Genomic DNA, 24,397 nt, shown 5'->3' on the forward strand with positions numbered 1-24,397 from the left:
CTTTTTAACCATTTAGAAAATTAAGCAAAATAACCTATCTTACTTTGGTAATGGTTAACTTTATAATACAATTAAAAATTTATTAAACATGAAAAAAATAATCTTTACTGATAAAGCGCCTGCTCCTATCGGTCCTTATAGCCAAGCTGTATTATCAGGAAACACACTTTATGCTTCCGGACAAATTGCCCTAAATCCTGCAACTGGCGATTTGATTACCGAAAATATCAATGACGAAACGCAACAAGTAATGCAAAACATTGCAGCCATTTTGGAAGCCGCAAATATGACTTTTGAAAACGTAGTGAAAGCCACGATTTTTATTATGGATATGAATAATTTTGCTGCTATCAATACGGTTTATGGTTCTTTTTTTAATGAAAAAACCGCTCCAGCTCGTGAAACGGTTCAGGTGGCTTGTTTGCCAAAAAATGTAAATGTTGAGATTTCTATAATCGCAGTGCAATAGCATCTAATAATAACTGTGCCGTTGCCTCGTTTGTGGCCAGCGGCACATTATGCACATCACAAACACGAATTAGCATATTGATATCCGCCTCGTGAGGATGACTCGAAAGAGGATCTTTAAAAAAGAAAACCATATTGGTAATTCCTTCTGCCACTCTACCCGCAATTTGTGCATCTCCCCCCAAAGGTCCGGACAACATTCTTTGTGTTTTAAACCCCGCAGCTTCAGCTTTTCCTCCTGTAGTACCAGTTCCGATAAGTTGTATGCTTTCGTGATGTAAAACTTCAGAATTACGAAGTAAAAAATCAATTAAATCTGCTTTTTTACCATCATGTGCAATTATAGCAATTTCCATAAATTATATTACTGATTGGCAACGTGATAAGCGATCAATCCGTCTATAGGACGTCTTAAAACATTACCTAACTTAAGTTCGTATTTATCAAATGTTTCTTGTAGCTCATCTTTTAAATAAAAAGCAATTGAACCCACAAAATGCACAGGAACTTCTTTGCAGTTATCAAACTGTTTGATGTAATTTTTAACGAAAGATTTCATTCCTTTGAAGATAATTTTTCTGCAAAATTCTGAATCTTTATGCTGAATTAAAAACTTAGCGAAAGTCGCTAAATACGCATTAGGATTAGCTTCTTTGTACAATTTGTTTTTAATAAAATCAGCATCTAAGTTATAATCTTTTTCAAACAGCGTCGCTAATTCTTTAGGCATTTTATTAAAATAATACTTTCTGATCAATTCTTTACCAAAAACATTTCCGCTGCAATCATCCATGACAATATATCCTAATGATTGTACTTTTTGGTGCAATATTTTTCCATCAAAATAACTGCAGTTAGAACCTGTACCCAAAATACTCACAATGGCTTCCTCTCCTTTTGGAGTAGTAGCATAAACGGCTGCATACGTATCTTCCTGAACTTCTACTATTGCATTAACAAAGTATTCCTGAAAAATTTGCGTCAGGGATATTTTCATCCTATCTGTTCCGCAACCTGCCCCGTAAAAGAACAAATGTGTTGCATTTTTTTTGTTTTGCAAAATATCAAAACGATCATTTAGTCTCGAAATAATTTCGGGACCATCAAGAATTTCAGGGTTTAAACCTAGGGTTTGCGTTGTAAATAATACTTTTCCGTTATCATCAATTGCTATCCAATCGGCTTTAGTAGACCCACTATCAACTATTAATTTCATTTTCTTTAGTTTTTGGATTAGTTCAATCCTAAATTACCTTAAAAATTTATTTTTTTAACTAATTTACGATCAAATAAAATAAGAAAATCCCGTTAACTTAAGATAACGGGATTTTGCAAAGTTATATACTATTATTTTAATCCTGCGATATGTACAGATAAATCGATTAATTTACTAGAATATCCGTACTCATTATCGTACCAAGACACTAATTTAAAGAAAGTAGAATTTAAACCAATTCCTGCAGTAGCGTCAATAATTGAAGTTCTTTTATCAGAAATAAAATCTTGAGAAACGACTGCATCTTCAGTGTATCCTAAAATACCTTTCATTGTAGTTTCAGAAGCTGTTTTTAAAACTGCCATAATTTCTTCATAAGAAGTTTCTTTAGCCACTTTTACAGTCAAATCTACTACAGAAACGTCAGCAGTAGGAACACGGAAAGACATTCCGGTTAATTTTCCATTCAAAGCAGGAATTACTTTTCCAACCGCTTTTGCAGCTCCTGTTGAAGAAGGGATGATGTTAATGCTAGCAGCACGTCCACCTCTCCAGTCTTTTCTTGAAGGACCATCTGCAGTCATTTGAGTTGAAGTTGTTGCGTGAACTGTAGTCATCAAACCTTCAACAATTTCGAAATTATCGTGAATTACTTTAGCCAAAGGAGCCAAACAGTTTGTTGTACAAGAAGCATTAGAAACAACAAGATCAGTAGCTTTTGCAGTTTCGTGGTTTACTCCCATTACAAACATTGGCGCATCTGCAGAAGGTGCAGAAATAATAACTTTTTTAGCACCACCTTTGATATGCTCATTTGCAGTTTCGATAGTGGTAAAAATACCAGTACATTCTGCTACTACATCAACATCTACTTCATTCCATTTCAAATCAGCAGGATTTCTTTCTGCCGTGATACGAATATTTCTTCCGTTTACGTATAATTTTCCTTCTTTTACTTCTACAGTTCCGTTGAAACGACCATGAACTGAATCATATTTTAATAAATAAGCCAAGTGATCTACATCTAATAAATCATTGATAGCTACTACTTCTACATTATCTCTGTTGAAAGTCTCTCTAAAAACGATTCTTCCAATACGTCCAAATCCGTTTATTCCTAATTTTACTTTTGACATTTTACTTAATTTTTGCTTTTGTTTTTAATTTCGCTAATTTAAAGTCTAATTTCCTCACAATAAACTTCATTCCTTTTATGTTGACATTATATCAGATACTCTTAATAATTCTCTATCAATCTCAGATTTTCCTTTGATTGCTTGCTCTAGAGGTGTCAAAGCCACTTTGTCTGACTGTAAACCAACCATATAATTTGATTTACCCTCTATCAGCGACTCGACTGCTTTTACGCCCAATCGGCTTGCTAATACACGATCAAAACAAGATGGAGAACCTCCACGCTGCATGTGACCTAAAACAGAGACTCTCACATCATATTCTGGTAAATTGGCCTCTACGTAATCTTTTAATTCGAAAACATTTTTACCAATTTTATCTCCTTCAGCAATAACAACTATACTGGATGATTTTCCTGAAGCTTTACTTTTTTGAAGTGAATCTAAAAGTCTGTCTAAACCTAAATCTTCTTCAGGTATTAGAATTTCTTCGGCACCAGCACCAATACCAGCATTTAGTGCGATATGACCTGCATCACGACCCATAACCTCTACAAAAAACAGACGATTATGAGAACTTGCTGTATCTCTAATTTTATCAATACAATCTACAACCGTGTTCAGAGCGGTATCATATCCTAGGGTATGACTTGTTCCAAAAATATCGTTATCTATTGTACCTGGAATTCCCATTACTGGAAAACCATATTCAGCATTAAAAATCAAACCTCCAGTAAAACTACCGTCTCCACCAATCACTACCAGTGCGTCAACACCTGCTTTCAAAAGGTTTTCATGTGCCTTTTTTCTACCTTCCGGGGTTCTAAACTCCGTAGAACGGGCAGATTTTAAGATCGTTCCTCCTTTGTTTACAATATTATTTACGCTTCGAGGGCCCATTTCTTTAAAATCACCTTCGATCATTCCTTGATACCCTCTATAAATTCCTATGCATTCTATGTTATGATAAGCACATGTGCGAACAACTGATCGTATGGCGGCATTCATTCCCGGTGAGTCTCCTCCTGAAGTAAGAACACCTACTTTTTTTATTGTTTTTGGCATTATTTAAGTATTAAAGTGTAAAATTAACAAACATTCACCACTTTTTGATGGATGTTTATTATAAATTAATAAAATATGTTAAATTCAAACGTTTTCGTTAATAAGTTTTTCTGTGTGTAAAAATTCATTTAAAATAAAAAAAGACCCTTATTTTAATTAAATCCTTAAAATTAACAATACATTAATGAAGTGTTATAAAAATAGGTAATTTTTGCATCATGTGTCTTATCTCCATTTAATAAAGTATTAAACAAAAAAAAGCCATTCAAAAAAAATGGCTATAAGTTATGCAATAATTAAAAATCGTCATCCGGAATCAATCCTTGATTCAAATCTTCACGTTTTTGCTCTTCTTTCTTTTTATCATCTTTTTTGTCGGTATCCTTTTTAGCAGCGTTTTCTTTTTCTTTCTTGGCGTTATTAAAATTAATGAAATCAGGATTTAAATACGAATCTTGATAATCGTCAGAAGTTTTTGTGGTGCGCTCTAATTTGTGGTTTTTGAATATTTTATTGACCAACTCGGTAAAAGTATCAAAATCAACCTCATAAGTAATACCGACACCCTGCGTGTAGCCAATGCCCTGACCGATATAACTGACATCATTTTCTTTGTTAAACAATCGCAAATTAGCCGTACCGTCTGGATTAATGCGATACAGCACTTCAATATCTCCCACAATTGCAGATTCATTGATTCCTCCTACAGGCACACCTACTTTACCATTGATAGAAATTTTCTCATTTATTTGTGATGAAACTGTCGCTACAAACTGACCATCAGCTTCCTGGCCAATACGCCTGTCGGCAGATATAAAATTAAGACCGACATTAAACTTATCATTATCAGATTTAATGATACCTCCTAACAATCCCATGGCCGTTTCTGCAAATGTTCCTGATAAATCATTCTGATTAAATCCATCGGTACTCATAAACGAGCCCGTTGACAATAGATACAATGCTTGTGTTTGACGCACATCTTTATCATCTAATTTATATTGAATCTCTGATTTAAAAACACTGCTTACCGAAGGAAAAAGTATGTCAAAGTTAGGTTCTGGACTAGCCAAATCGCCTCTTAAACCAATGACAACCTCAACAGGTACTTTTTTATTAAAAGAAGAGTTATCTAATAATACAGCAGGATTTGCCAATGTTTTGTATACCGCTTCAAGATTCAGTTGTGCTCGCATTGGGTTTCCTTCCCAAGTAATTGAACCTCCTTTTCTTACCGAAAACTTTTTATCTACTAATCCTTTATACTTAAAATTATACGTTCCTTCATAGGCCTGGAAATCCCCCCACATATTAAATTTACCCAGAGTATTGATCTTAAACAATAACGAACCATACCCTTTCCCTTTCATACCGTGTCCCGAGCTTCTATCCAAAATAACTTCAACTTCGGCATCTGGTGTGATATCAAAATCAAATTCCAGTTCTAAACCATTATAATTTCTTGTGTTTTCTAAAATACCGTTAGCTAAATTATATTTTTCTTTAGGAGTGACGAAGTGAATAAAACTGCTTTCACCCACACTTTCGGCATTATTTATCGGAATTTTTATCTGTGTTCCTTTTTCAGATTTCGCAGCTACTTTGATGAATAATCCGTCGACAGGACCTGTTATAGAAGCGGTTCCGTTAATAAAAGCAGTTCCAAAATAAGCGGCATCTTCACTGTCTTTGGTATCAAGTACCAGTAGTCTTTTGGTCGAAATATTCAAATCAAGTTTCCAATCTGCAAAATTATTATGTTCAATACTTCCGTTTAACAATCCTTTGCTATCGTATTTCGAATCGGTCAACTGATTGTTTCGAAACAAGAATTTTTCACCTGTTAAATCTACAACAGTTCGATCGCTCAATGCATAATCTGTATTGAGGTAAGGAATTGTCATTCCGGCTTTTTCTAAATAAAGTCTTCCGTTGATTTCAGGTTTTTTGACGTTACCAACAATAGCAGCGTTTCCGGAAACGCTTCCTCGTATATTAGACAAAACATCACCACCGACTTTTCCTAAAGTGGCTAAATTAAATCCTTCGAGTTTTAAATTTAAATCTAAAATCGTCTCTTTATTTTCAATAGAAAAATTACCATCTGCTTTAAATGATTGTGTAAAGCCATTTTCTATAGTCGAATAAATCGTAAACTTTTTAAAACTTTGGTCTCCTGAAATATCAAAATCCAACGTTCCTAACTCGGTATCATTCAAGTTTAAGTGATCTACTACTATCGAAGCGGTTGGTTGATAAACATCTTTATTTTGCTTAAAGTTTATATTTCCATTTAAATTTCCCTTGAATACAAATTTATTATTCAACGGCGTAATTTTATAAATGTCAACATCTTCAAAATTCAAAGCAATATCTTTATAATCTTTTCCTTTTATGACACCATTCAAATCAATTTTCTGATTTTCATGCGACAAAACAATATTATCAATAGTAAAATTCTTGAAATCCTGATCAAAAACTATCTGATTATCTTTTTTTGAATCTTCATTCAAAAACCACAAATAATCTTTAAATTTCATTTCAGATTTGTGAATTCCTACGATATTATTTTTGTTTTTATCAATAGTGTGGTACAAATTCAGATTGTAATAATCCTCGCCCCGATCACCTCCTTTAAACTCAGATCGAACAAACAATGTATCTTTTGATGTTACATTAATCAAACTAAAATCTCTAACCTTATAGTATTTGGTTTTAATGCTATCCAATTCGACAAAAGCATTATAAAGCGGATTTTTGTTATCAATTGCAATCCTTATATTATTAAATTCATTTTCGGCCGCGGTGACTTTCTGAGAATTAAATCTGAATTTAAATTCTTTTTTATCCGAGTCAATTCTTCCGCGAAAAGCGGTACTGGAATCAATTTTAATCTCTGGATACAACATCTCAACGACTTTATTGTACACATGAAAATTAAAATTTAAAAACTGTCCTTTACCTACTTTATACGGTTTGTAATTGGTGTAAAGACTTCCTACAGAATTCATTACCAATCTCCCTAATTGATTAAATTGAAATTTACCTACAATTTTTCCGTCGACGATATCCGTAGAATTGACCGTTATGGTTCTTAATTTATTCGTATCAAAACTAGAATTTACGGTTACCTCATCAAACTCGTAAGTCGCTTTTGGGTTTTGGTACACAGCATCTTTCAAATATATATTTCCCTGAAGATTCTCGATCGAATTTCCTGTAGCTTCAACCACCATATCTCCCCTAAAATAGGAGATCGAATCATTTACAAATTTTAATTTTCGTAAATCCGCATTCTCTACATTCAGGTGAAAATCGTATTTACTTTCTCGCTTACTTAAATCGACTAATCCGTCAAAAGTAAGACTCAAATTGGGGTCGTTTACAGACAGTTGCCCTTTATAATAAGGCAGTTTAAAAGTACCATCTACTACGATATTATTATAGGTATATTTATTATAATCGAATTTAGAAATATCTCCTTTTATTACCGTATTGAGATATTTTTCTGAAAAACCAACGCCATCAATGTCTAAATTTAAAGTTGTTTTGCCAAGATCTTTTCTGTCTAATAAAGTTCCAATATCAAAATTTTCCAAAACGATGTTGCCCGAATAAGAAGCTTTATCAATAAAATCGATATTATTCATATTCAAATTGGCTTTTCCATTCCCGAGATCGGTCACCATGTAAAAATCGGCTTCGAGATCGGTGGTAGAAACTTTTGCTTTTCCAACAATATTAAATTTTCCTATTCTTTTGAGTTCTTTTGGAAGTTTTTTACCCAAAACATTAGGCAAGATAGCTACTAAATTATCATAACTCGAAATCAATTTATCAAACTTTCCATCCATAGAAAACTTTTGATTTTTGTTTCCTAAAAGATTTCTGAAATTGATGTTTCCGTTTATTTTTGAACCATTAGTATCACTAAGTCTCAACCTATTTAAAGTAAGGTTATTTAAAGTTCCTTTGATTTTTGTTCTAATTTTAAAATGCTGACTTTTTCCTAATCCGTCATAAAAATATCGAATGTCATTAGAAGCAATAGAAGCCGAGTCGAAAACGGCTTTAAACTGTACTTTATCGGTAAAATTCAGGAAATCTTCTACTTTATAATTCATTTCCAGTTTCCCGTAAATAGAAGATCTTTTTGTAGTGATAGCAAGCTCTTCCAGCTTTATCTGCTTCTTAGTATAACTAAATTTAGACTTTAAATTAGAAACATACAAACCTCTACTATTCAGAAACGAAAACCTGTGGATATACGTGTTAACATCTGGTCCATAAATTTTAAAATCACTAATATACGCGTTAAGATTTTTTAAGTCGAGCATATTTTTGTTGACTTTATTCTCGTCAACTACAGAAAAAGCGCCTCTGGAGATGTAAGCGTTTTTGGCCGTCATTAAAAAATGCTTATTGGTTTTTTCGGAAGCTTTGCCAGTTTCAAACAAACGAATAAACTTATTGATATTGTTCTCGTTTTCGCCTTTATAGGTTTTTAGATTAAAAATTAAACCCGTCAATCTAATGTCTCCAAAAATCAAATCTCCATCGGTCAATCTTTTAAAACTTAAAATATCGGTAGAAATAATATCAGAATAAATTAAAGTTTTTTTATGATGATCTTTGATCAGAACATTCTTCAATTTTACGCCGCCAAAAATATTAATAGCAACTTTATCTACCGTAATATCGGTTTTAAAATCTTCATTTAATGTTCTGGTAGCGTAATGCGCAATATAAGTTTGCACGACTGGCAAAGACAAAATGATAGCAATAGCTAACAAAAGTAAAATTAACCCAATTAGGGTTCGAGATACTATTTTTTTGACTTTTTTGATACCTATTAAATTTAGTTTTATTTTAAAATTATTTTGAACAGACAAAGAACGGCTGTTTTGATAAAAATTCTTTAATTTTGACTGCTAATTTTAACTAAAGAAAATCTTAATATTTGATTCGTCAAATATAATTCAAAATTCGTGCCTTTATATGCAAAATCCAGAGGTTTTTATTCTTGCCATCGAAAGTTCCTGCGATGATACTGCTGCGGCAGTTTTACATAACGATAAAGTACTCTCAAATGTTGTGGCCAATCAGCTAATTCACAATCAGTATGGGGGTGTTGTTCCTGAATTAGCGTCTCGAGCGCATCAGCAAAACATTGTTCCTGTAATTGATGCTGCGCTTCGTAAAGCAAATGTACAAAAAGAACAGTTATCTGCCATTGCTTTTACGCAAGGTCCGGGACTAATGGGTTCTTTATTGGTAGGAAGCTCATTCAGTAAATCACTGTCATTGGCTTTGCAAATTCCGTTAATTGCTGTAAATCACATGCATGCCCACATTTTAGCACATTTTATTGATGAAGAAGGATATGATAAACCTGAGTTTCCGTTTTTGGCTTTGACGATCAGCGGAGGCCATACTCAAATAGTAAAAGTCAATAGTTTTTTTGATATGGAAATCATCGGCGAAACGACTGATGATGCGGTTGGAGAAGCGTTTGACAAGAGTGCCAAAATTCTTGGACTTCCCTATCCTGGCGGCCCCTTAATTGATAAATATGCCCAATTAGGCAATCCAAAAGCATTTGTTTTCACCAAACCAAAAGTTCCTGGGTTAGATTTTAGTTTTTCAGGTTTAAAAACGGCCATCTTATATTTTATTCAGAAGAAAAAACAAGAGAATCCCAATTTTATCGAAGAAAACCTGAATGATATTTGTGCTTCGATACAATATACTATTATCGAAATTTTGATAGACAAATTAAAACTAGCGGTACAACAAACCGGAATCAAACAAATCGCGATTGGCGGAGGCGTTTCTGCCAATTCCGGCATCAGAACCCGATTAAAAGAGAATCCTTATGGCTGGAAAACGTACATTCCGAAATTTGAATACACGACCGATAACGCTGCTATGATTGGCATTGTGGGCTATCAAAAATATTTATCTAATACCTTCGAAACTGCTTCGGTAGTCTCAAAAGCGAGAATTCAATTTTAAATTATGCAATTATTTTACAATCCTGCCATAGACGAAACAACTGAAACTTTTTTTTTCGATAAAGAAGAAAGTCGTCATATTATTAAGGTATTACGAAAAAAAGATTCAGACATTTTACACGTTACAAATGGTGTTGGACTTTTGTTTGAAACTGAAATCACGCTGGCTTCTGACAACAAATGTGCTGTTAAGGTCACAAATATTAAAAAAGCAGCTGATCCAAAATTCTGGTTGCATTTGGCTGTGGCTCCAACCAAAATGAACGATCGTTTTGAATGGTTTCTGGAAAAAGCTACCGAAATTGGAATTCAGGAAATCACGCCAATTATCTGCGACCGTTCTGAAAGAAAAGTGATTAACAAAGAGCGTTTTGAGAAAATCATTCTTTCGGCGATGAAGCAATCAAACGAAACTTTTTTGCCAAAACTGAATGATGCCGTCTCGTTTAAAGAATTCATAAAACAAAAAAACAAAGGCTTACAACTGATTGCACATTGTGAAGAAACCGGCAAAAAATCACTAAAAGAAGTCCTGAAAAAAGAGGAGAACGTTACGATTCTTATTGGTCCCGAAGGCGATTTCTCTGATAAAGAAATTACCTTGGCACTCCAAAATAATTTTCAGCCTGTAATGCTTGGAAACACACGTCTAAGAACCGAAACAGCTGCTATTGTAGCTTGCCATAGTGTTGTCTTTTTTAATGAAACGATTCAGTAATTGATATTTTAGAATTATGAAAAAGCTTTTCTTATTAGTAGTATTGGTTTCTGTTTCGTCATTTTCGCAAGAAATCGCATTACTGAAATACAGCGGAGGTGGCGACTGGTATGCCAATCCAACCTCATTGCCCAACTTAATTAATTTTTGTAATTCGAATATTAATACCCGAATAAAAGCAAAACCATCAACGGTTGAACCCAGTAATCCCGACTTACTTTCGTACCCATTTGTACACATGACAGGTCACGGAAATGTCGTTTTTAGTGATGCTGATGTAAACAATCTTAGAAATTATCTTACCGGAGGAGGATTTCTTCATGTTGATGATAATTACGGAATGGATCAATACATTCGAAAAGAAATAAAAAAAATATTCCCGAATAACGATTTGGTCGAAATTCCAGCCAACCATCCTATTTTTCAAAAACCTTTTCCTTTCCCCAACGGATTACCCAAAATTCATGAACACGATGCCAAAAGACCTCAGGCTTTTGGTGTTTTTGTAGAAAACAAATTGGTTTTGCTTTATACTTACGAATGTGATTTGGGAGATGGATGGGAAGATGCAGAAGTAAACAACGACCCTATTGAAGTTCGTCAGAAAGCGCTAAAAATGGGTGCCAATATTCTCAACTATATTTTTACCAACTAATACAAAAACGGTGCAGCTGACTCACGGAGAGAATCAATTTGAAAGAAAAACGTTTCCGATAACGCTTGTTTGCGATCATATCTATTTTCAGCAAAATATTGGTTCATTGTTTAGAATAAGTGAAGCTTTTGGCGTTGAAAATATTATTTTTTTAGGCAAAGATATTCCGCTTACTCCCCGTAAAATCAATAAAACTTCCAGAAGTACACATCTTCACGTACCCCACTCTGTCATTGAAGAAACCAATGAATTAGTACACTATTTACAAGAAAATAATTTTGAAATTATTGCTTTAGAAATTGCCAGTACCAGTAAAACGCTCAAAGAAATTAACATTCCCCAAAGTAAGAAAATAGCTTTAATTGTAGGAAGTGAAATTAATGGCGTATCGGAAGAAATTTTAAAGATATCCCATCAAATCATTCATATTACGATGTTTGGAAACAATAGTAGTATGAATGTATCACAAGCTACAGGTATAGCATTGTACGAAATAACTTCACAATTTTAACTCATTAAATTTTTGTAAGAACTATATTTTACAAGGGATTGTAAAATTCTCACAAATTATTATAAGCAAAAATTTTGTTACTTAAAACTTTTGTTATAGAATTGCTTCATTAATTAACCAAATCACAATTTTATAACAAAAAACCAAGTTATTATGAAAAAAGTTTTTTTATCTGCATTCGCAGCGTTAGTATTCTTTTCTTGTCAAAATGATCAAAGTGAAAATTTAGATCAAGATACAAACACTATTGCACAACGTGGCTGTGCTTCACAAGACGTTTTGGATGCCCAATTAAGAGCCAATCCTGCTTTGGCTATTAAAATGAACGAAATTGAGGCCTTTACTCAAAATCAAGTTTTAACAAACCGTTTAGTAAATGGTAAAGTTGAGATTCCTGTAATTGTAAATGTATTGTACAGAACTACTGCACAAAACATTTCTGATGCACAAATTCAGTCACAAATCGATGTTTTAAACAAAGATTTTAATGCTGCAAACTCTGATTATAATAGTGTACCAGCATTATTTTCAGGTGTAAAAGCAAATGTTGGAATTACTTTTGTTTTAGAAAAAATCAATCGTAAATCGACTACTAAAACTTCATGGGGAACAAATGATGCCATGAAAAAAACGGCACAAGGAGGTATTGCACCAACTTCTCCAACTACAAAATTGAACATGTGGTCATGCGCCATTGGTGGAGGAATTTTAGGATATGCACAATTTCCTGGAGGATCATCTGCTACAGATGGAGTTGTAATTGACTCTAAATATTTTGGTTTATCTGGTAGTGCAAATGCACCTTTCAACTTAGGAAGAACAGGTACTCACGAAGTAGGACACTGGATGAATTTACGTCATATTTGGGGAGATGCAAATTGTGGAAGCGATTTAGTAGCTGATACACCTACGCACAATACTGCAAATTACGGAGTTCCAGCATATCCTCATTATAGCACTTGCTCAGGTACACCTGTAGAAATGACTATGAACTACATGGATTATACGGATGATAATGGAATGTATATGTTCTCTAATGGACAAAAAAGCAGAATGGCTGCTATCTTTCTTTCTGGAGGACCGAGAGCTGCTTTTGGAATCTAATTTTCAAAATCAAAAAAAATAAAAGCGAGATATAAAAGTCTCGCTTTTTTTATGCCTTATAAATTATAAAAGCTTTTTCTTATATTTATACACTAAAATAAAATCATGATCACACCAAAAATTATTTCGAACGGCATTTTAAGAGCTTTAGCCACCATTTTGATAATTGTTGCTATTTTATATTTTTTGTATGAAATACAAACTGTAATTGTATATTTGGTGATATCCTTAATACTTTGTTTGATAGCAAATCCGCTCATTATTTTTCTAAAAAACAAATTAAAATTTAGTAATTCGTGGGCTGCTACTACTACGCTGATAATTTTTATATTGACCATGATTGGTTTTTTTCTGCTTTTTGTTCCTTTAATAATTTCGCAAGCCAATAACTTATCCTTGCTCGATACAGATAGTTTGCAAAAACAGTTAATGACAACTGGAAGAGCTATAGAAACTTATTTTAACATACAACACCTTGATTTAAATGAAGTTCTAAGAGAATCCAAAATTACATCAAAATTAGATTTTAGCTATTTTACTGGTTTTATCAATTCTATAATGGGTTTTATGGCCAATATGGGAATGGGCTTAGTATCTATATTTTTTATTACTTTCTTTTTTATTAAAGACCAAGAAATTTTTAAGGCAGGTGCCAAAAAAATTCTTCCTGATAACAATGAAGATAAAATTCTAAATTCTATCCTTAAAATCAATCATCTATTAACACGCTATTTTATTGGTCTACTATTACAATTAACCGTTGTTTTTATTTTGTATTTAATTGTTTTAATTATTTTTGGAAATAAAAATGCTTTTGTGATTGCCTTTTTATGCGCCATCCTAAACATTATTCCTTACATAGGCCCCATCATCGGAACCATCTTAGCTGGAATTTTAACGATGATTAGTCTTATCGGAAGTGATTTTCAATCAGAAATTTTGCCTCACACCATTTATGTTGTCATCGGATTCCTGATTGTTCAGGCGATCGATAACAATATCAGTCAACCCATAATTTCATCAAAAAGTGTAAATTCGCATCCGCTGGAAATTTTTCTTATCACTTTAATCAGTGGAATAACCTTTGGAATTGTTGGAATGATCATTGCTGTTCCCGTCTATACAATGCTAAAAGTAATTTTGAAAGAATTTTTTCCGGACAACAAAATTGTATCTGTACTAACCGAAAGAATTTGACCTTGAACACTCCTATTTTAAGCAACGATATTCAAGAATTTATAACTAATAATATTGGCGCCTCAATTGCTCAATTAGCACTTCAGAAAAATCCTTTTCCAGAGGTAGACTGGATTTTGATTTTAAATCAAATTGAAGCCAAAACCAAAGCAAAAGAGAAACTACCAACTTGGTTTACAACTCAAAATATTATCTATCCGAGTAAAGTTTCGGTAGAGCAAACCTCTTCTGAAAAAACGGCAGCGTACAAGGCTTCTTTAGTTTCTGGCGAAACCCTCATTGACCTAACAGGCGGTTTTGGAGTAGATGATTATTACTTTGCCAAACGATTTGATGCAATTACACATTGCGAAATAAATCCCGAACTTTCGGCAATTGTACAGCATAACTTTAAGCAATTACAAGTTGAAAATTGTTTTTGTTATGCAGGTGATTCTATCAATTTAATAAAAGAATCAGGCACAAAATGGGACTGGATTTATATTGACCCCTCAAGACGAAATGATGCTAAAGGAAAAGTTTTTTTACTGAAAGACTGTTTGCCAAATGTTCCCGAATTATTGCCGCTTTATTTTGAAAAATCAAATGCCATTCTAATAAAAACAGCTCCTTTACTGGATCTTTCAGCTGGTCTATCAGAATTAAAATTTGTAAAAAATATTCATATTATTGCTTTAGATAATGAAGTAAAAGAATTGCTTTTTGAAATTCACAATCAGTATTTGGGCAAAATAAGTATCAAAACTGCTAATATTTTAAAAGAAAAAACAGAGACTTTCAATTTTATTCTGGACGATGAAAAAGAGTTTTCCAATTATGAACTGCCTCAAAAATACTTGTATGAACCCAATGCAGCGATCATGAAATCTGGCGGTTTTGAAGAAGTAAGTACCACCTTTAAAATACATAAACTTCATAAACACTCTCATTTATATACTTCTGAGACGTTAATTGATTTTCCCGGACGAAGCTTTGAGATCGAAAAAACCATTTCATACCATAAAAACGAAATGAAAATTGAGTTGCAAAACAAACAAGCCAATATCACAACACGTAACTTTCCGGAGACTGTAGAAAACATTCGAAAAAAGTGGAAAATAAAAAATGGGGGAAATTGTTATTGTTTTTTTACAACTGATAAAAATGATAACAAAATAGTTTTAATTTGCAGAAAAATAAATTAAACATGAAATACCTAATTACATTAACTTTTTTGCTGTTAAGTTGCACTTCTTTTTCACAAAAACCTTGCGAATATACCACCAACGTAAACGACTCTATTGGCACCTACAAAATAACACCGGAAACCTTAGTGAGCGAAAAAAACTTTGCAGGAACGTCTAACTATATCTTTTTTGCCTTGGCGCAAACAGATGGTTTGCCAACTTTGAATGTACAATTGATACAAAAAAGCAAAGATTTTATAAAAGCCAATTGTTTTGACAAAAACTCCAAAATATTTTTGCAATTGCAGAACGGAAAAATTGTAACCTTAATTTCTGTTAATCAGGAAAATTGCGGGACGCTTATTCGTGATAAAGGTTTTAATAACAGGATCAACTCTGGAATGTTTATGTTTATGAAAGATAACTTTGAGGAACTTAAAAATTCTCCCGTTACGATAATGCGCATCAAATATTTGACAGATACCGAAGATTATATCCTAAAAAGTGAGTTAACCTCTGAAATGGACGGTAAAGTCTTTCATCCGGAGACTTATTTTATCGACAATATTCGATGCATTCAAAACTAATTGCAGTTCCATTTTTGATTAGAAACTTTATCTTTCAATCCTGTTTTTAAATTATAATGCCACCATTCTGAATCAAATGACTGGAAACCATTTTTTATCATTACATTTTTTAAAAATTTTCTATTTGAAATAATTTCTTTAGAAAATTTGCTATAATTGTGACTTGCTTCAATTCCAAAAAAATCAAAAGAAGTTCCCATATCTAATTCTTTTCCACTGGCATCGACCAAAGAAATATCAACGGCTCCTCCTCTATTATGGATGGAGCCTTTTTTCGGATTTGCTACATACTCTGGATTGGGCACGATTTCCCACATTTTTTTCTGTATAGATAAAGGTCTATAGCAGTCGTAGAGTTTTATTTTATATCCTTTTTTTATAAAACTTTTATTGGCTTCGATCAAGGCTTTAACAGTCTTTAAACGCAAAAAACATTCGGCACAATCGTATACTTTTGCTTTCAAAAAATTATCTTCAGAGGCATATTTCATATCATAAATAAAATCTTTACTATACTCTTTTAAGTTTACAAATGTAGTGTCTGAAACTCCTGCACTATCTTGCGTCTGTGCATTTGAAGAGACGACACAGAAAATGCAAATTAAAAAAAATAAAGGCTTTGCAAATGATTTCATGAAAATGATGTTTTATTCCTAAAAGTAAATATAGCAATAATTTATTGCATCCAGCCAGAACTTGAATAGGAAACTCATGTCAGGAAAAATTTAAATCTTGCCGTACTTTTCTTTGTAGCGATCAAGTTCTCCTTCAGTTCTGTCTAATAATTTTTCGAGTAATTTTATTTTGTCTTCGTATAGCTTTTTCAGAGCAACAGAATTATCCGAATTTATGAGAACACTCCCGTTATTATTGCCTTTTACATTATTAAAACTATTAAAATATTTCTGCCTATCAAAACTGATGATGTCTTCTACGCTGACTTCTAAAATGTGTGCTATTGCAACTAATTTTTCATAGGATAAAATTGTAATTCCTTTTTCTATTTTACTGTAACCTGCCTGCGTAACGCCTAATTGTTTGGCCATATATTCCTGCGTGTAATTTTTTAATTCTCTAATACTTTTTATTTTATTTTTTATCGAAGTTGTCATATCTTGTGGTTTGGGGGGCTTGTACAGAAAGACAGCCGCATCACTAGACTTTGTAGCGTGCAACTGTCTTTATTTTATGTTAAATATCAAAAACCATTTCAATAATAGATTGATGAAACAGTTTCTCGTTATTTTTTTCGAGTAGTAATAATAAAACCATATACGACCGCTACAACAATAAAAGCGAGATCGTAATGGGAGAGGGTGCGTGTTAACATGGGTACAAAAATCTAAGCATTTTTCTTTAAAACACGATGATAGGCAACGTCTAGATACTCATCTATTTGTTTTGCGATGACGTTCTTATGTTCTGATTTTATTTTGATTTTTGTTTCTTTCTGATAGATATTCCGGACAACAAGATAATACTCAAATTCTGAAGGGTTTTGAAAGCGTAAGACGATAATAATAGTGTAACAAAAAAGTGTTGGCACTATATAATACATTTCGTTAACATCTGAAAAAACCATAATGTAGTAAGCTAATGCAGTAATGGCAATGAAAGTGGCATTTTCGAGGAAATAGATTTTCTTTTTTTTAAGCAATGCCAATTGTACTATCTCTTCAAACTGATAGTGCCATTTTTTGGATCCATAATTAAACTGTACTTGATCTGAGGTAAGAGTGATGAACATAATTATAAGTAAATAATTTAGAAAAAAGGATGATCGATTTTACCAATATTTTCAAATAAATTAATATTTAAAAAGTCAAAAATAAGACATGAATTAATGAATTCATAAAAACTCATCTATTGATAGCAATATTAATCATTATACTCTTTTTTTTCTTACAATAACCATTATAGAATATAACTAAATGTTATAATTAAATCTATAAACCGATGTTTTTACTGTATAAAATGCTTGTAAGGAATAGTAGTACAACTTTGAGCAAAAAAAAGTTGTTTTTGGCTATACAATTATAAATAATTAGAAGCATCAAACAAGATTTTTTTGTCCTGTTTTTGAAGACAAAATTGCTCTTGATAAGACAGCAGGTGAGCAAGTCAAAATACTGCGTTTTTGTAAAACCAAACAACCATTTTGAAAATAAAAAAATGCTTAAAAAAAGAGTTTTTTTTATTAAAATATTATGGAAATAAAAACACTGTATACGAGAATTGAATAACAGGCTCTTTATTGTAGAAATTATGTAAATTTTTATAATAATCTACGGTTCCTGTAATTCAATTATGTGAATTATAAATTAAGTTGTAACACCTACAAATTTGATTGTAAAAATCGTAAATTAAATTATGTTAACTCATAACTCAATTATTATAATTGCAAATTGAATTATGTGGAGTACTAATTCAATTTTTAGAAGCCATTTGTGGTTGGAGGGAATTTTGGAAAAAGAATTAAAGAGCCTTTTTGCTTTTTATGACTTCAATTCAAAAGTTACATGCTTGATATATTTACGGTTGTAAGTATATAAAACATGAATTTTTTTATCGAAAGATTGAATGATAGCCGGATAGCTAAACTCACCTTCGGGTTGGTTTTCGAGATCGATGATTTTTTTCCAAATTATACCTTCTTTAGAATATTCGACATCTAATACATTACGACCGTTAAACCAGTCTTTTCCTTGGGGCAGCGGATTATTCACTAATAAAAAGGAATGATTGGGCAGCGTTACGGCATCGATTCCGGAGTTAGAATTTACAACATTGATCGAGTCAGTCTTTGTCCAATTTTTTCCCTCGTCATCTGACCAGCTCGCAATCAGTTTATTGTGCTTGCTTCTGGATAACATCTGAATTTTGGTGTTAGGATGTATTAAAAAAGTGGGTTGAATGATATCGAAATTATTTTTGTTATCTACAAGTATTTTCTGCCAGGTATTATTGGTTTCATTATAGCTCTCGACATGTACACGCCACTGATTATTTTCGACACTTTCTGTGCTGCTGCCACACAAAATAGTACCGGGTGTTGTTTCGATAGGTTTGTTTTTGATAGGACCCAATATTCCTTTAGGCAAATATTGAGGAGCACTCCAAGTGTTGCCATCATCTTTTGAAGTAATCATGGCACCAACCCACTCTCTTGGATTTTTACCCACTTTATAAAATAAATAAAGACATTTGCTTTTACTTTTGAATAACACAGGATTCCAGCAAGGCAATGTATCCTTATGTATAATAGCGGGAGCCACTAGATTTTGTGGTTCCGACCATTTGTTTTCTTTGAAAGTAGCACAGTAAATACCGACATCTTTGGCACCCTCATATTTCCCGCCGAACCAGGCTGCCATCAATTTATTAGGCTTTACCTCAACTAATGTTGCAGCGTGACTGTTTGCCGTTACGGGAGAATCTGCTATAAAACGAGTCATTATATGGATTGCTTCCGGCGTTTTCTGAGCAAACGACACCGAAAAGCACATTAAAACTACTAAAGATATTGCTTTTTTTACTGTTGAAATCATGGTTAAGCCAAAAATTAATTTTTAAATTAAGTAAAAAAATAAAAGGAGAGTTACCTCTCCTTCTATCTAATAAGTAACGAAACTCACTATCATTACTTCATTTTATTTATTTAGTATCCCACCAAAGTTTTGTACCTCCTGAGTCAGGACCACCCAATTTTGAGATAGCATCTGTAACAGCTTCTCTATTTGATGAATATTCGTTGGTAACAAAAATCACACGTTTCATTAAGCTTTTACCAACACCCGCTTCTACATTGTCTGTGTTAAGTATTGGGTAAATTACTTTAGCATCGCTTCTGCGCAAATCTGCCCATGCCTCCCAAGATTCCGGGAAAACTGCCAAATATTTCTGAACCGCAATTTGAGTACGTTGATCTGCTGTAGAAGCCGACCATGCCACAGGAAGAGTTACAGGAACTGTCTGCAAATCCAGAGTTGGGTAAGCTGCAGCTACGTTGGGTACACTTGGCGTAGATGTTCCGGCAATATAATTTGCAATAACGGCAGGATCTGTTATGCCCCATTGTCTTAAAGATAATGTAATACCTTGCTCATAAAGACTTTGGGCAGTACCACCCATACTCCATCCATTTAAAGCACCTTCTGCTCTGCTTAAATAATTTTCAGAAGCCATAAAGATTTCGATATTTTTAGTTTCGCTCAGACTTCCGTTAGCACCGCTTCCTAAAACGTCATTATTAAACATAGAAAATTTTGTAGTTCCGAACTGACCTTGTAAACCTCCAACAGGTCGCCCTTGATAAACACCTGTATCTATAGGAGAAAACCATTTTGCCAATCTAGGATCATCATATCCTACAAGAAGACTTTCCATAGAAGCAGTCATATAATAACCCCATGCATTTACAATCATGTTCATGTTGTTTGGGGTAATGTTACTCACTTTAAAAGTCGCACTTTGCTCATTGGTTTCTATCACACCTGCAGCAACAGCAGCTTCTGCCTGAGTTTTTGCTTTTGCCGGTTGTATATCCGAAATTCTTAAAGCCAAACGCAATCTAAGACTGTTTCCAAATCTTTTCCAGTTTTGCACATTCCCAGAATATATTCTATCGTTGGGCTGAAGAGTACCTACCGTAGTGGCAGTAGTACTATTAAGAGTAGCATTGGCTTCGTCAAGCAATTTAAAAAAGTCTTCGTAAATAAATTCAACACTGTCATAAGGAACTTTTTCTTTGTTATTTCCTGCTTCAGTGTAAGGAATTGGTCCATAAGCATCAGTCATCTGATTGTACATAAATACTTTCCAGATTTTTAGGACTGCAAGAGCATCTTCATTTCCTGCAGATGCTTTGATAGCATTGTTTAAAGCAGGAACGGCAACGGTATAAAATCGTAACCATCCGCGTCCTTCATAACCGTTTACAAATGCATTTCTTTCTGTTCCGTATCCACAACTAAGATATTGTGTAAAAGTAGACGGTAGTATACCCGTTGCAATACCCCAGGTACCTTGATCATCTACACCCGGCGAAGAATAAGAACCATTGTGTATCCCGGCATACAATGCTGATGCAAAGGCTGGACCTGCAAGAGTTTGATCTAATTGATCTTCGGTCAAAGCATTTTTATTGGTGTTTATTTCATCAAAATCCTGCGTACAGCTTGAAAAAACGGAGACCATCGATAAGACAGCAACGATTGTTTTAATTTTATTATTGTTTTTCATGTTATCTCTTTTTTAAATTAAAATCCAAACTTTACATTCACACCATATTCTCTGGTTGAAGGAATATTAAAAGATTCGATACCTTGTAAGTTTCCTGTACCGGCACCGGCTTCTGGATCAAAGTATTTCGCTTCATTCAGGAAGAAGAATAAATTTCTTCCTACTAAAGAGAAATCCATACTGGCAAAACCAGTATTCTGCAACATACGTTTTGGCAATGAATACCCGAAAACAAGTTCTCTCAATCGGATGTTTGTAGCATCATAAATAAAAGGTTCTGCTACAGGAGTTCTTTGACCAATTGCTGTCCAGTATTGTTCTGCAGTGATACTTGTAGTGTTTGGAACAAAAGTTCCTCCGCTGGCAACAACACCATCAACTACAATTCCGCCTTCTCTTCCTGCTAAAGTAACATCACTTACCCCTAAACCAGCTTGTCTTGCTTGTGTATAAGAAATAACCTCTCCACCAATTCTAAAATCAACAAGGAAACTAAGTGAAAAATCTTTATATCTAAAATTATTTTTAAAACCAGCCGTCCAATCTGGGTTAAAGTTACCCGCACGAACACTAAAATCGTCAGTTGCCAAAGGAATACCTGCAGCGTTTACAATAATTTGTCCCTCTGGTGTTCTTTGAAAACCTTTGATGTACAAATCACCATATTCACCACCTTTGATAACTTTACTTCTCACCAACCTTCCTTCTCCAATCACCAATTCTTCTCTATCATCATAAATAGAAGTGATTTTGGATTTGTAAGAAGCATAATTGGCCATAATATCCCAAGTGAAATTTTCTGTTTGCACCGGAGTTGCTGTAAGCGTAAGCTCTATACCTTTATTTTCGATATCTCCTCCGTTAAGCACGGCTCTTGATTTTGAAGAAGATTCAGGCGTATTGATGTAAAAGATTTGATCTGCCGTTTTTGTTTGAAAATAAGTAAAATCTAAACCTAAACGATTTTTTAGAAATCTAACATCAACACCAAACTCTGTAGAAGTAGACATCTCTGGTTTCAAATTAGGATTTGCAGCAGTAGTTTGAGAATACAGCATACCACCATTACCCCCAATATAAGACAATTGAGAACTGGTCTGGTAAGGATCTGTATCGTTACCTACTTTTGCATAAGATCCTCTTAATTTAACAAAGCTAATAAGTTCCGGCAAAGTAACCATATCTGATACTACAGCAGAAAGACCTACTGAAGGATAGAAGAAAGATCGGTTATTAGAAGGCAAAGCAGAAGACCAATCGTTTCTAGCTGTTAGATCTAAGAACAAATAATTTTTGAATCCGATTTGAGAAAATCCGTAAACCGAATTTACTTGCTTTTCTGACATTGTCGAACTAGATCCTACGGTGGCAACATTAATCAAAGAAAAATAATTTCTTTTGCTTAAAACCCCACCAGAGCTTAACCCAGAACTAGATTGTTTTAGCATGTTGGCACCCGCATTAAGACCAATAGTAAAATCACCAAAAGTCTCTTTGTACGAAAGCAATGCATCTGTATTGAACTCACTTACTGTTTCGTAAGACTCTGTATAAGAACCTAAATTATTATTAAAAGCTCTGGTTGCATACCTGTTTCTCACTGCTTTATTGGTCATTTGATCCAAACCGGCTCTTACTTGCAAACTAACCGTATTGGTAATATCATATTTAAGAGATGCAAGACCAATAAATCTGTTTCTTTTGTCTTTACGAGAATCATCGCGTAATGCAGACCAGTATGGGTTTCCGCCCGGAGATCCTGCTTCGTCTATAAAATAGTTTTGTTGCAATTGTCCAGCAGCATCGGTATATTCAAAATCTCTGTATTCATTAAATTTAATACTACGAGGCAATAAGTAAGCCGAAGTACCAATAGACTCTTCACCCGTTCTTAATAAATTATCAATATTCTGAATGATATAGTTTGTTTTTACATCTAAAGAAAATTTATCAGACAATTTGCTTGTCAATCTTAAGTTAAGATTATGTCTGTCTAAAGCATTTCCTCCCACAATACCTTCTGCGCGAGTATTTGTGTATGAAAAATAACCTTGTGCCTTTTCGTTTCCTGTAGTAACAGATAATGTATTGGCCAAATTATATCCTGTTTTGTAAAAATCAATAACATTATTGGGTTGTGCCGAATAGTCTGTAGTAGCAGGACCTGAATAATTAGGATTACGAGCCAACTGCCATGCTGAAACCTGACTTCCGTCTAATTTTCCTCCCCAGCTTGATACAGAGATCGGATTATAAACACCTTGATCTCCCTGTCCGTACTCATTTTGAAAATTTGTCAGATCATAAGCTGTAGAAGCCATAAAATTAGAAGATAACGAAACCGAAGTTTTACCAGCAGCGCCAGATTTGGTCGTAATAATAATAACCCCGTTACTCGCTCTGTTTCCGTAAAGAGCTGCAGCAGAAGGTCCTTTTAGAACCGTCATAGATGCAATATCTTCAGGGTTAATATTCGAAATACCATCCGGCTGTGTAGTTCCTCCTGTATCAATATCAGGATTACCAGTTGTGGTTCCGTTGCTAATTGGCACACCATCTACTACATATAAAGGCTGATTGTTACCATTAAGAGATCTGTTACCCCTTAAAGTAATTCTTGACGAACTACCCACACCATTTGAAGTCGTAGAATAGTTAAGTCCCGCAACTTTACCCGAAAGGGAGTTGGCCACGTTAAGAGACCTTGCCTGAGAAACCTCACCTACATCAATGTTTTGAGCAGAATACGTAATAGCTTTTTTCTGTCTCTTGATACCCAAAGCCGTTACTACTACTTCACCTAGTTGCTGTGTGTCTGGGCCTAAAGCTACATTTATAGTGGTCTGTCCTGCAACAGGAATTTCTTTTGTAGCAGTGCCTACATAAGAAAACACTAAAATCGCTGATTGATTTGAAACATTTATACTGTATTTACCATCAAAATCTGTAGATACAGTTGTTTTGGTTCCTTTTACAACAACATTTGCTCCTGGAATTGGAATCCCGCTTCCAGCCTCTGTTATCGTTCCTTTTACTGTAGTTTGTGCTTGTAGATTCTGAAATCCGAATAAGCAGAAAACGAACAGTAATTTTAGTACGTCTTTAATCATATAGGTTGTTTTTTGAGTTAATAACATGTTAAATTTAGGAATCCGTTTTGTTAAGTAAATCATTATTTCGACAAATGACAATTTTGAAAAGGTGTTGGTTAAACTTTGCTCAAAACAGTCATTTTTTTCTATTAAAATCCTTACTTTTTGGAAGTTAACATGTTATTAATCTAGTCAATTTGTAAATTTTTAAAAGTATTCTATATAAAACA

General features: G+C 33.7%; 20 protein-coding genes. 9 read left to right on the forward strand and 11 right to left on the reverse strand.

Annotated features, from left to right (window positions below):
* The first annotated feature begins 88 nt into the window (after positions 1-88).
* The gene (locus J3495_RS02110; protein ID WP_210664908.1) at positions 89-469 is read left to right on the forward strand and encodes a RidA family protein; all 381 of its coding nucleotides are present in this window, start codon (positions 89-91) and stop codon (positions 467-469) included.
* Here the strand turns inward: J3495_RS02110 and J3495_RS02115 are convergent.
* The 5 genes from J3495_RS02115 to J3495_RS02135 all read right to left on the reverse strand — a co-directional run bounded on the left by J3495_RS02115 (position 450) and on the right by J3495_RS02135 (position 8,654).
* Positions 450-824 carry a methylglyoxal synthase gene (locus J3495_RS02115; protein ID WP_210664909.1) on the reverse strand — a complete coding sequence of 125 codons (375 nt, stop codon included), beginning with the start codon at positions 822-824 and terminating at the stop codon, positions 450-452. The genes J3495_RS02110 and J3495_RS02115 overlap by 20 nt on opposite strands.
* Before the next feature lie 8 nt (positions 825-832).
* Positions 833-1,684, reverse strand: a complete 852-nt coding sequence (locus J3495_RS02120) for an N-acetylglucosamine kinase (RefSeq protein WP_210664910.1) — start codon at positions 1,682-1,684, stop codon at positions 833-835.
* A 131-nt stretch (positions 1,685-1,815) separates the two neighbouring features.
* The gene (gap, locus tag J3495_RS02125; RefSeq protein WP_210664911.1) at positions 1,816-2,820 is read right to left on the reverse strand and encodes a type I glyceraldehyde-3-phosphate dehydrogenase; all 1,005 of its coding nucleotides are present in this window, start codon (positions 2,818-2,820) and stop codon (positions 1,816-1,818) included.
* 75 nt (positions 2,821-2,895) lie between these two features.
* A complete protein-coding gene (gene pfkA / locus J3495_RS02130; protein WP_210664912.1) occupies positions 2,896-3,882 on the reverse strand; it encodes a 6-phosphofructokinase in 987 nt (328 codons plus the stop codon).
* A 296-nt stretch (positions 3,883-4,178) separates the two neighbouring features.
* On the reverse strand, positions 4,179-8,654 hold the full coding sequence (locus J3495_RS02135) for a translocation/assembly module TamB domain-containing protein (RefSeq protein ID WP_210665009.1): 4,476 nt from the start codon (positions 8,652-8,654) through the stop codon (positions 4,179-4,181).
* Positions 8,655-8,880: 226 nt separating this feature from the next.
* On the opposite strand from J3495_RS02135, the gene tsaD reads away from it, so the two are divergent.
* The 8 genes from tsaD to J3495_RS02175 all read left to right on the forward strand — a co-directional run bounded on the left by tsaD (position 8,881) and on the right by J3495_RS02175 (position 15,834).
* Complete coding sequence (tsaD, locus tag J3495_RS02140; protein ID WP_210664913.1) at positions 8,881-9,897, forward strand: tRNA (adenosine(37)-N6)-threonylcarbamoyltransferase complex transferase subunit TsaD; 1,017 nt, start codon at positions 8,881-8,883, stop codon at positions 9,895-9,897.
* Between the two features lie 3 nt (positions 9,898-9,900).
* Positions 9,901-10,614: a 16S rRNA (uracil(1498)-N(3))-methyltransferase gene (locus tag J3495_RS02145; protein ID WP_210664914.1), complete on the forward strand. Its 714-nt coding sequence runs from the start codon at positions 9,901-9,903 to the stop codon at positions 10,612-10,614.
* A gap of 16 nt (positions 10,615-10,630) precedes the next feature.
* Positions 10,631-11,269: a DUF4159 domain-containing protein gene (locus J3495_RS02150; protein WP_210664915.1), complete on the forward strand. Its 639-nt coding sequence runs from the start codon at positions 10,631-10,633 to the stop codon at positions 11,267-11,269.
* Between the two features lie 10 nt (positions 11,270-11,279).
* Entirely contained in the window at positions 11,280-11,780 is a 501-nt protein-coding gene (locus J3495_RS02155; protein ID WP_210664916.1) for a TrmH family RNA methyltransferase, read from the forward strand.
* Between the two features lie 153 nt (positions 11,781-11,933).
* A complete protein-coding gene (locus J3495_RS02160; protein WP_210664917.1) occupies positions 11,934-12,884 on the forward strand; it encodes a zinc metalloprotease in 951 nt (316 codons plus the stop codon).
* Between the two features lie 105 nt (positions 12,885-12,989).
* Positions 12,990-14,081 (forward strand): AI-2E family transporter, encoded by a 1,092-nt coding sequence (locus tag J3495_RS02165; protein ID WP_210664918.1) that lies wholly within the window; start codon positions 12,990-12,992, stop codon positions 14,079-14,081.
* Between the two features lie 2 nt (positions 14,082-14,083).
* Complete coding sequence (locus tag J3495_RS02170) at positions 14,084-15,265, forward strand: THUMP-like domain-containing protein (RefSeq protein ID WP_210664919.1); 1,182 nt, start codon at positions 14,084-14,086, stop codon at positions 15,263-15,265.
* Positions 15,266-15,267: 2 nt separating this feature from the next.
* The gene (locus J3495_RS02175; RefSeq protein WP_210664920.1) at positions 15,268-15,834 is read left to right on the forward strand and encodes a hypothetical protein; all 567 of its coding nucleotides are present in this window, start codon (positions 15,268-15,270) and stop codon (positions 15,832-15,834) included.
* Here J3495_RS02175 and J3495_RS02180 read toward each other — a convergent pair.
* The 6 genes from J3495_RS02180 to J3495_RS02205 all read right to left on the reverse strand — a co-directional run bounded on the left by J3495_RS02180 (position 15,831) and on the right by J3495_RS02205 (position 24,185).
* The gene (locus J3495_RS02180; RefSeq protein WP_210664921.1) at positions 15,831-16,469 is read right to left on the reverse strand and encodes a M15 family metallopeptidase; all 639 of its coding nucleotides are present in this window, start codon (positions 16,467-16,469) and stop codon (positions 15,831-15,833) included. The genes J3495_RS02175 and J3495_RS02180 overlap by 4 nt on opposite strands.
* Before the next feature lie 90 nt (positions 16,470-16,559).
* Positions 16,560-16,946, reverse strand: coding sequence for a helix-turn-helix transcriptional regulator (locus tag J3495_RS02185; RefSeq protein WP_210664922.1), 387 nt, complete (start codon positions 16,944-16,946; stop codon positions 16,560-16,562).
* Between the two features lie 230 nt (positions 16,947-17,176).
* Entirely contained in the window at positions 17,177-17,581 is a 405-nt protein-coding gene (locus J3495_RS02190; RefSeq protein ID WP_210664923.1) for a hypothetical protein, read from the reverse strand.
* Positions 17,582-18,329: 748 nt separating this feature from the next.
* Complete coding sequence (locus J3495_RS02195; protein ID WP_210664924.1) at positions 18,330-19,382, reverse strand: sialidase family protein; 1,053 nt, start codon at positions 19,380-19,382, stop codon at positions 18,330-18,332.
* A 106-nt stretch (positions 19,383-19,488) separates the two neighbouring features.
* On the reverse strand, positions 19,489-21,075 hold the full coding sequence (locus tag J3495_RS02200; protein WP_210664925.1) for a SusD/RagB family nutrient-binding outer membrane lipoprotein: 1,587 nt from the start codon (positions 21,073-21,075) through the stop codon (positions 19,489-19,491).
* Between the two features lie 17 nt (positions 21,076-21,092).
* The gene (locus tag J3495_RS02205) at positions 21,093-24,185 is read right to left on the reverse strand and encodes a SusC/RagA family TonB-linked outer membrane protein (RefSeq protein ID WP_210664926.1); all 3,093 of its coding nucleotides are present in this window, start codon (positions 24,183-24,185) and stop codon (positions 21,093-21,095) included.
* Between the last annotated feature and the right edge of the window lie 212 nt (positions 24,186-24,397).

Source organism: Flavobacterium geliluteum (assembly GCF_017948595.1).
Classification (GTDB): domain Bacteria; phylum Bacteroidota; class Bacteroidia; order Flavobacteriales; family Flavobacteriaceae; genus Flavobacterium; species Flavobacterium flavipigmentatum.

Bases quoted from the DNA above. Each gene is read 5' to 3' on its own strand.
- J3495_RS02145 (WP_210664914.1), top strand. From the start codon at position 9,901: ATGCAATTATTTTACAATCCTGCCATAGACGAAACAACTGAAACTTTT.
- J3495_RS02175 (WP_210664920.1), top strand. From the start codon at position 15,268: ATGAAATACCTAATTACATTAACTTTTTTGCTGTTAAGTTGCACTTCT.
- J3495_RS02115 (WP_210664909.1), bottom strand. From the start codon at position 824: ATGGAAATTGCTATAATTGCACATGATGGTAAAAAAGCAGATTTAATT.
- J3495_RS02205 (WP_210664926.1), bottom strand. From the start codon at position 24,185: ATGATTAAAGACGTACTAAAATTACTGTTCGTTTTCTGCTTATTCGGA.
- pfkA (WP_210664912.1), bottom strand. From the start codon at position 3,882: ATGCCAAAAACAATAAAAAAAGTAGGTGTTCTTACTTCAGGAGGAGAC.
- J3495_RS02190 (WP_210664923.1), bottom strand. From the start codon at position 17,581: ATGTTCATCACTCTTACCTCAGATCAAGTACAGTTTAATTATGGATCC.
- J3495_RS02195 (WP_210664924.1), bottom strand. From the start codon at position 19,382: ATGATTTCAACAGTAAAAAAAGCAATATCTTTAGTAGTTTTAATGTGC.
- J3495_RS02120 (WP_210664910.1), bottom strand. From the start codon at position 1,684: ATGAAATTAATAGTTGATAGTGGGTCTACTAAAGCCGATTGGATAGCA.
- tsaD (WP_210664913.1), top strand. From the start codon at position 8,881: ATGCAAAATCCAGAGGTTTTTATTCTTGCCATCGAAAGTTCCTGCGAT.
- J3495_RS02160 (WP_210664917.1), top strand. From the start codon at position 11,934: ATGAAAAAAGTTTTTTTATCTGCATTCGCAGCGTTAGTATTCTTTTCT.
- J3495_RS02150 (WP_210664915.1), top strand. From the start codon at position 10,631: ATGAAAAAGCTTTTCTTATTAGTAGTATTGGTTTCTGTTTCGTCATTT.
- J3495_RS02185 (WP_210664922.1), bottom strand. From the start codon at position 16,946: ATGACAACTTCGATAAAAAATAAAATAAAAAGTATTAGAGAATTAAAA.
- J3495_RS02110 (WP_210664908.1), top strand. From the start codon at position 89: ATGAAAAAAATAATCTTTACTGATAAAGCGCCTGCTCCTATCGGTCCT.
- gap (WP_210664911.1), bottom strand. From the start codon at position 2,820: ATGTCAAAAGTAAAATTAGGAATAAACGGATTTGGACGTATTGGAAGA.
- J3495_RS02165 (WP_210664918.1), top strand. From the start codon at position 12,990: ATGATCACACCAAAAATTATTTCGAACGGCATTTTAAGAGCTTTAGCC.
- J3495_RS02200 (WP_210664925.1), bottom strand. From the start codon at position 21,075: ATGAAAAACAATAATAAAATTAAAACAATCGTTGCTGTCTTATCGATG.
- J3495_RS02180 (WP_210664921.1), bottom strand. From the start codon at position 16,469: ATGAAATCATTTGCAAAGCCTTTATTTTTTTTAATTTGCATTTTCTGT.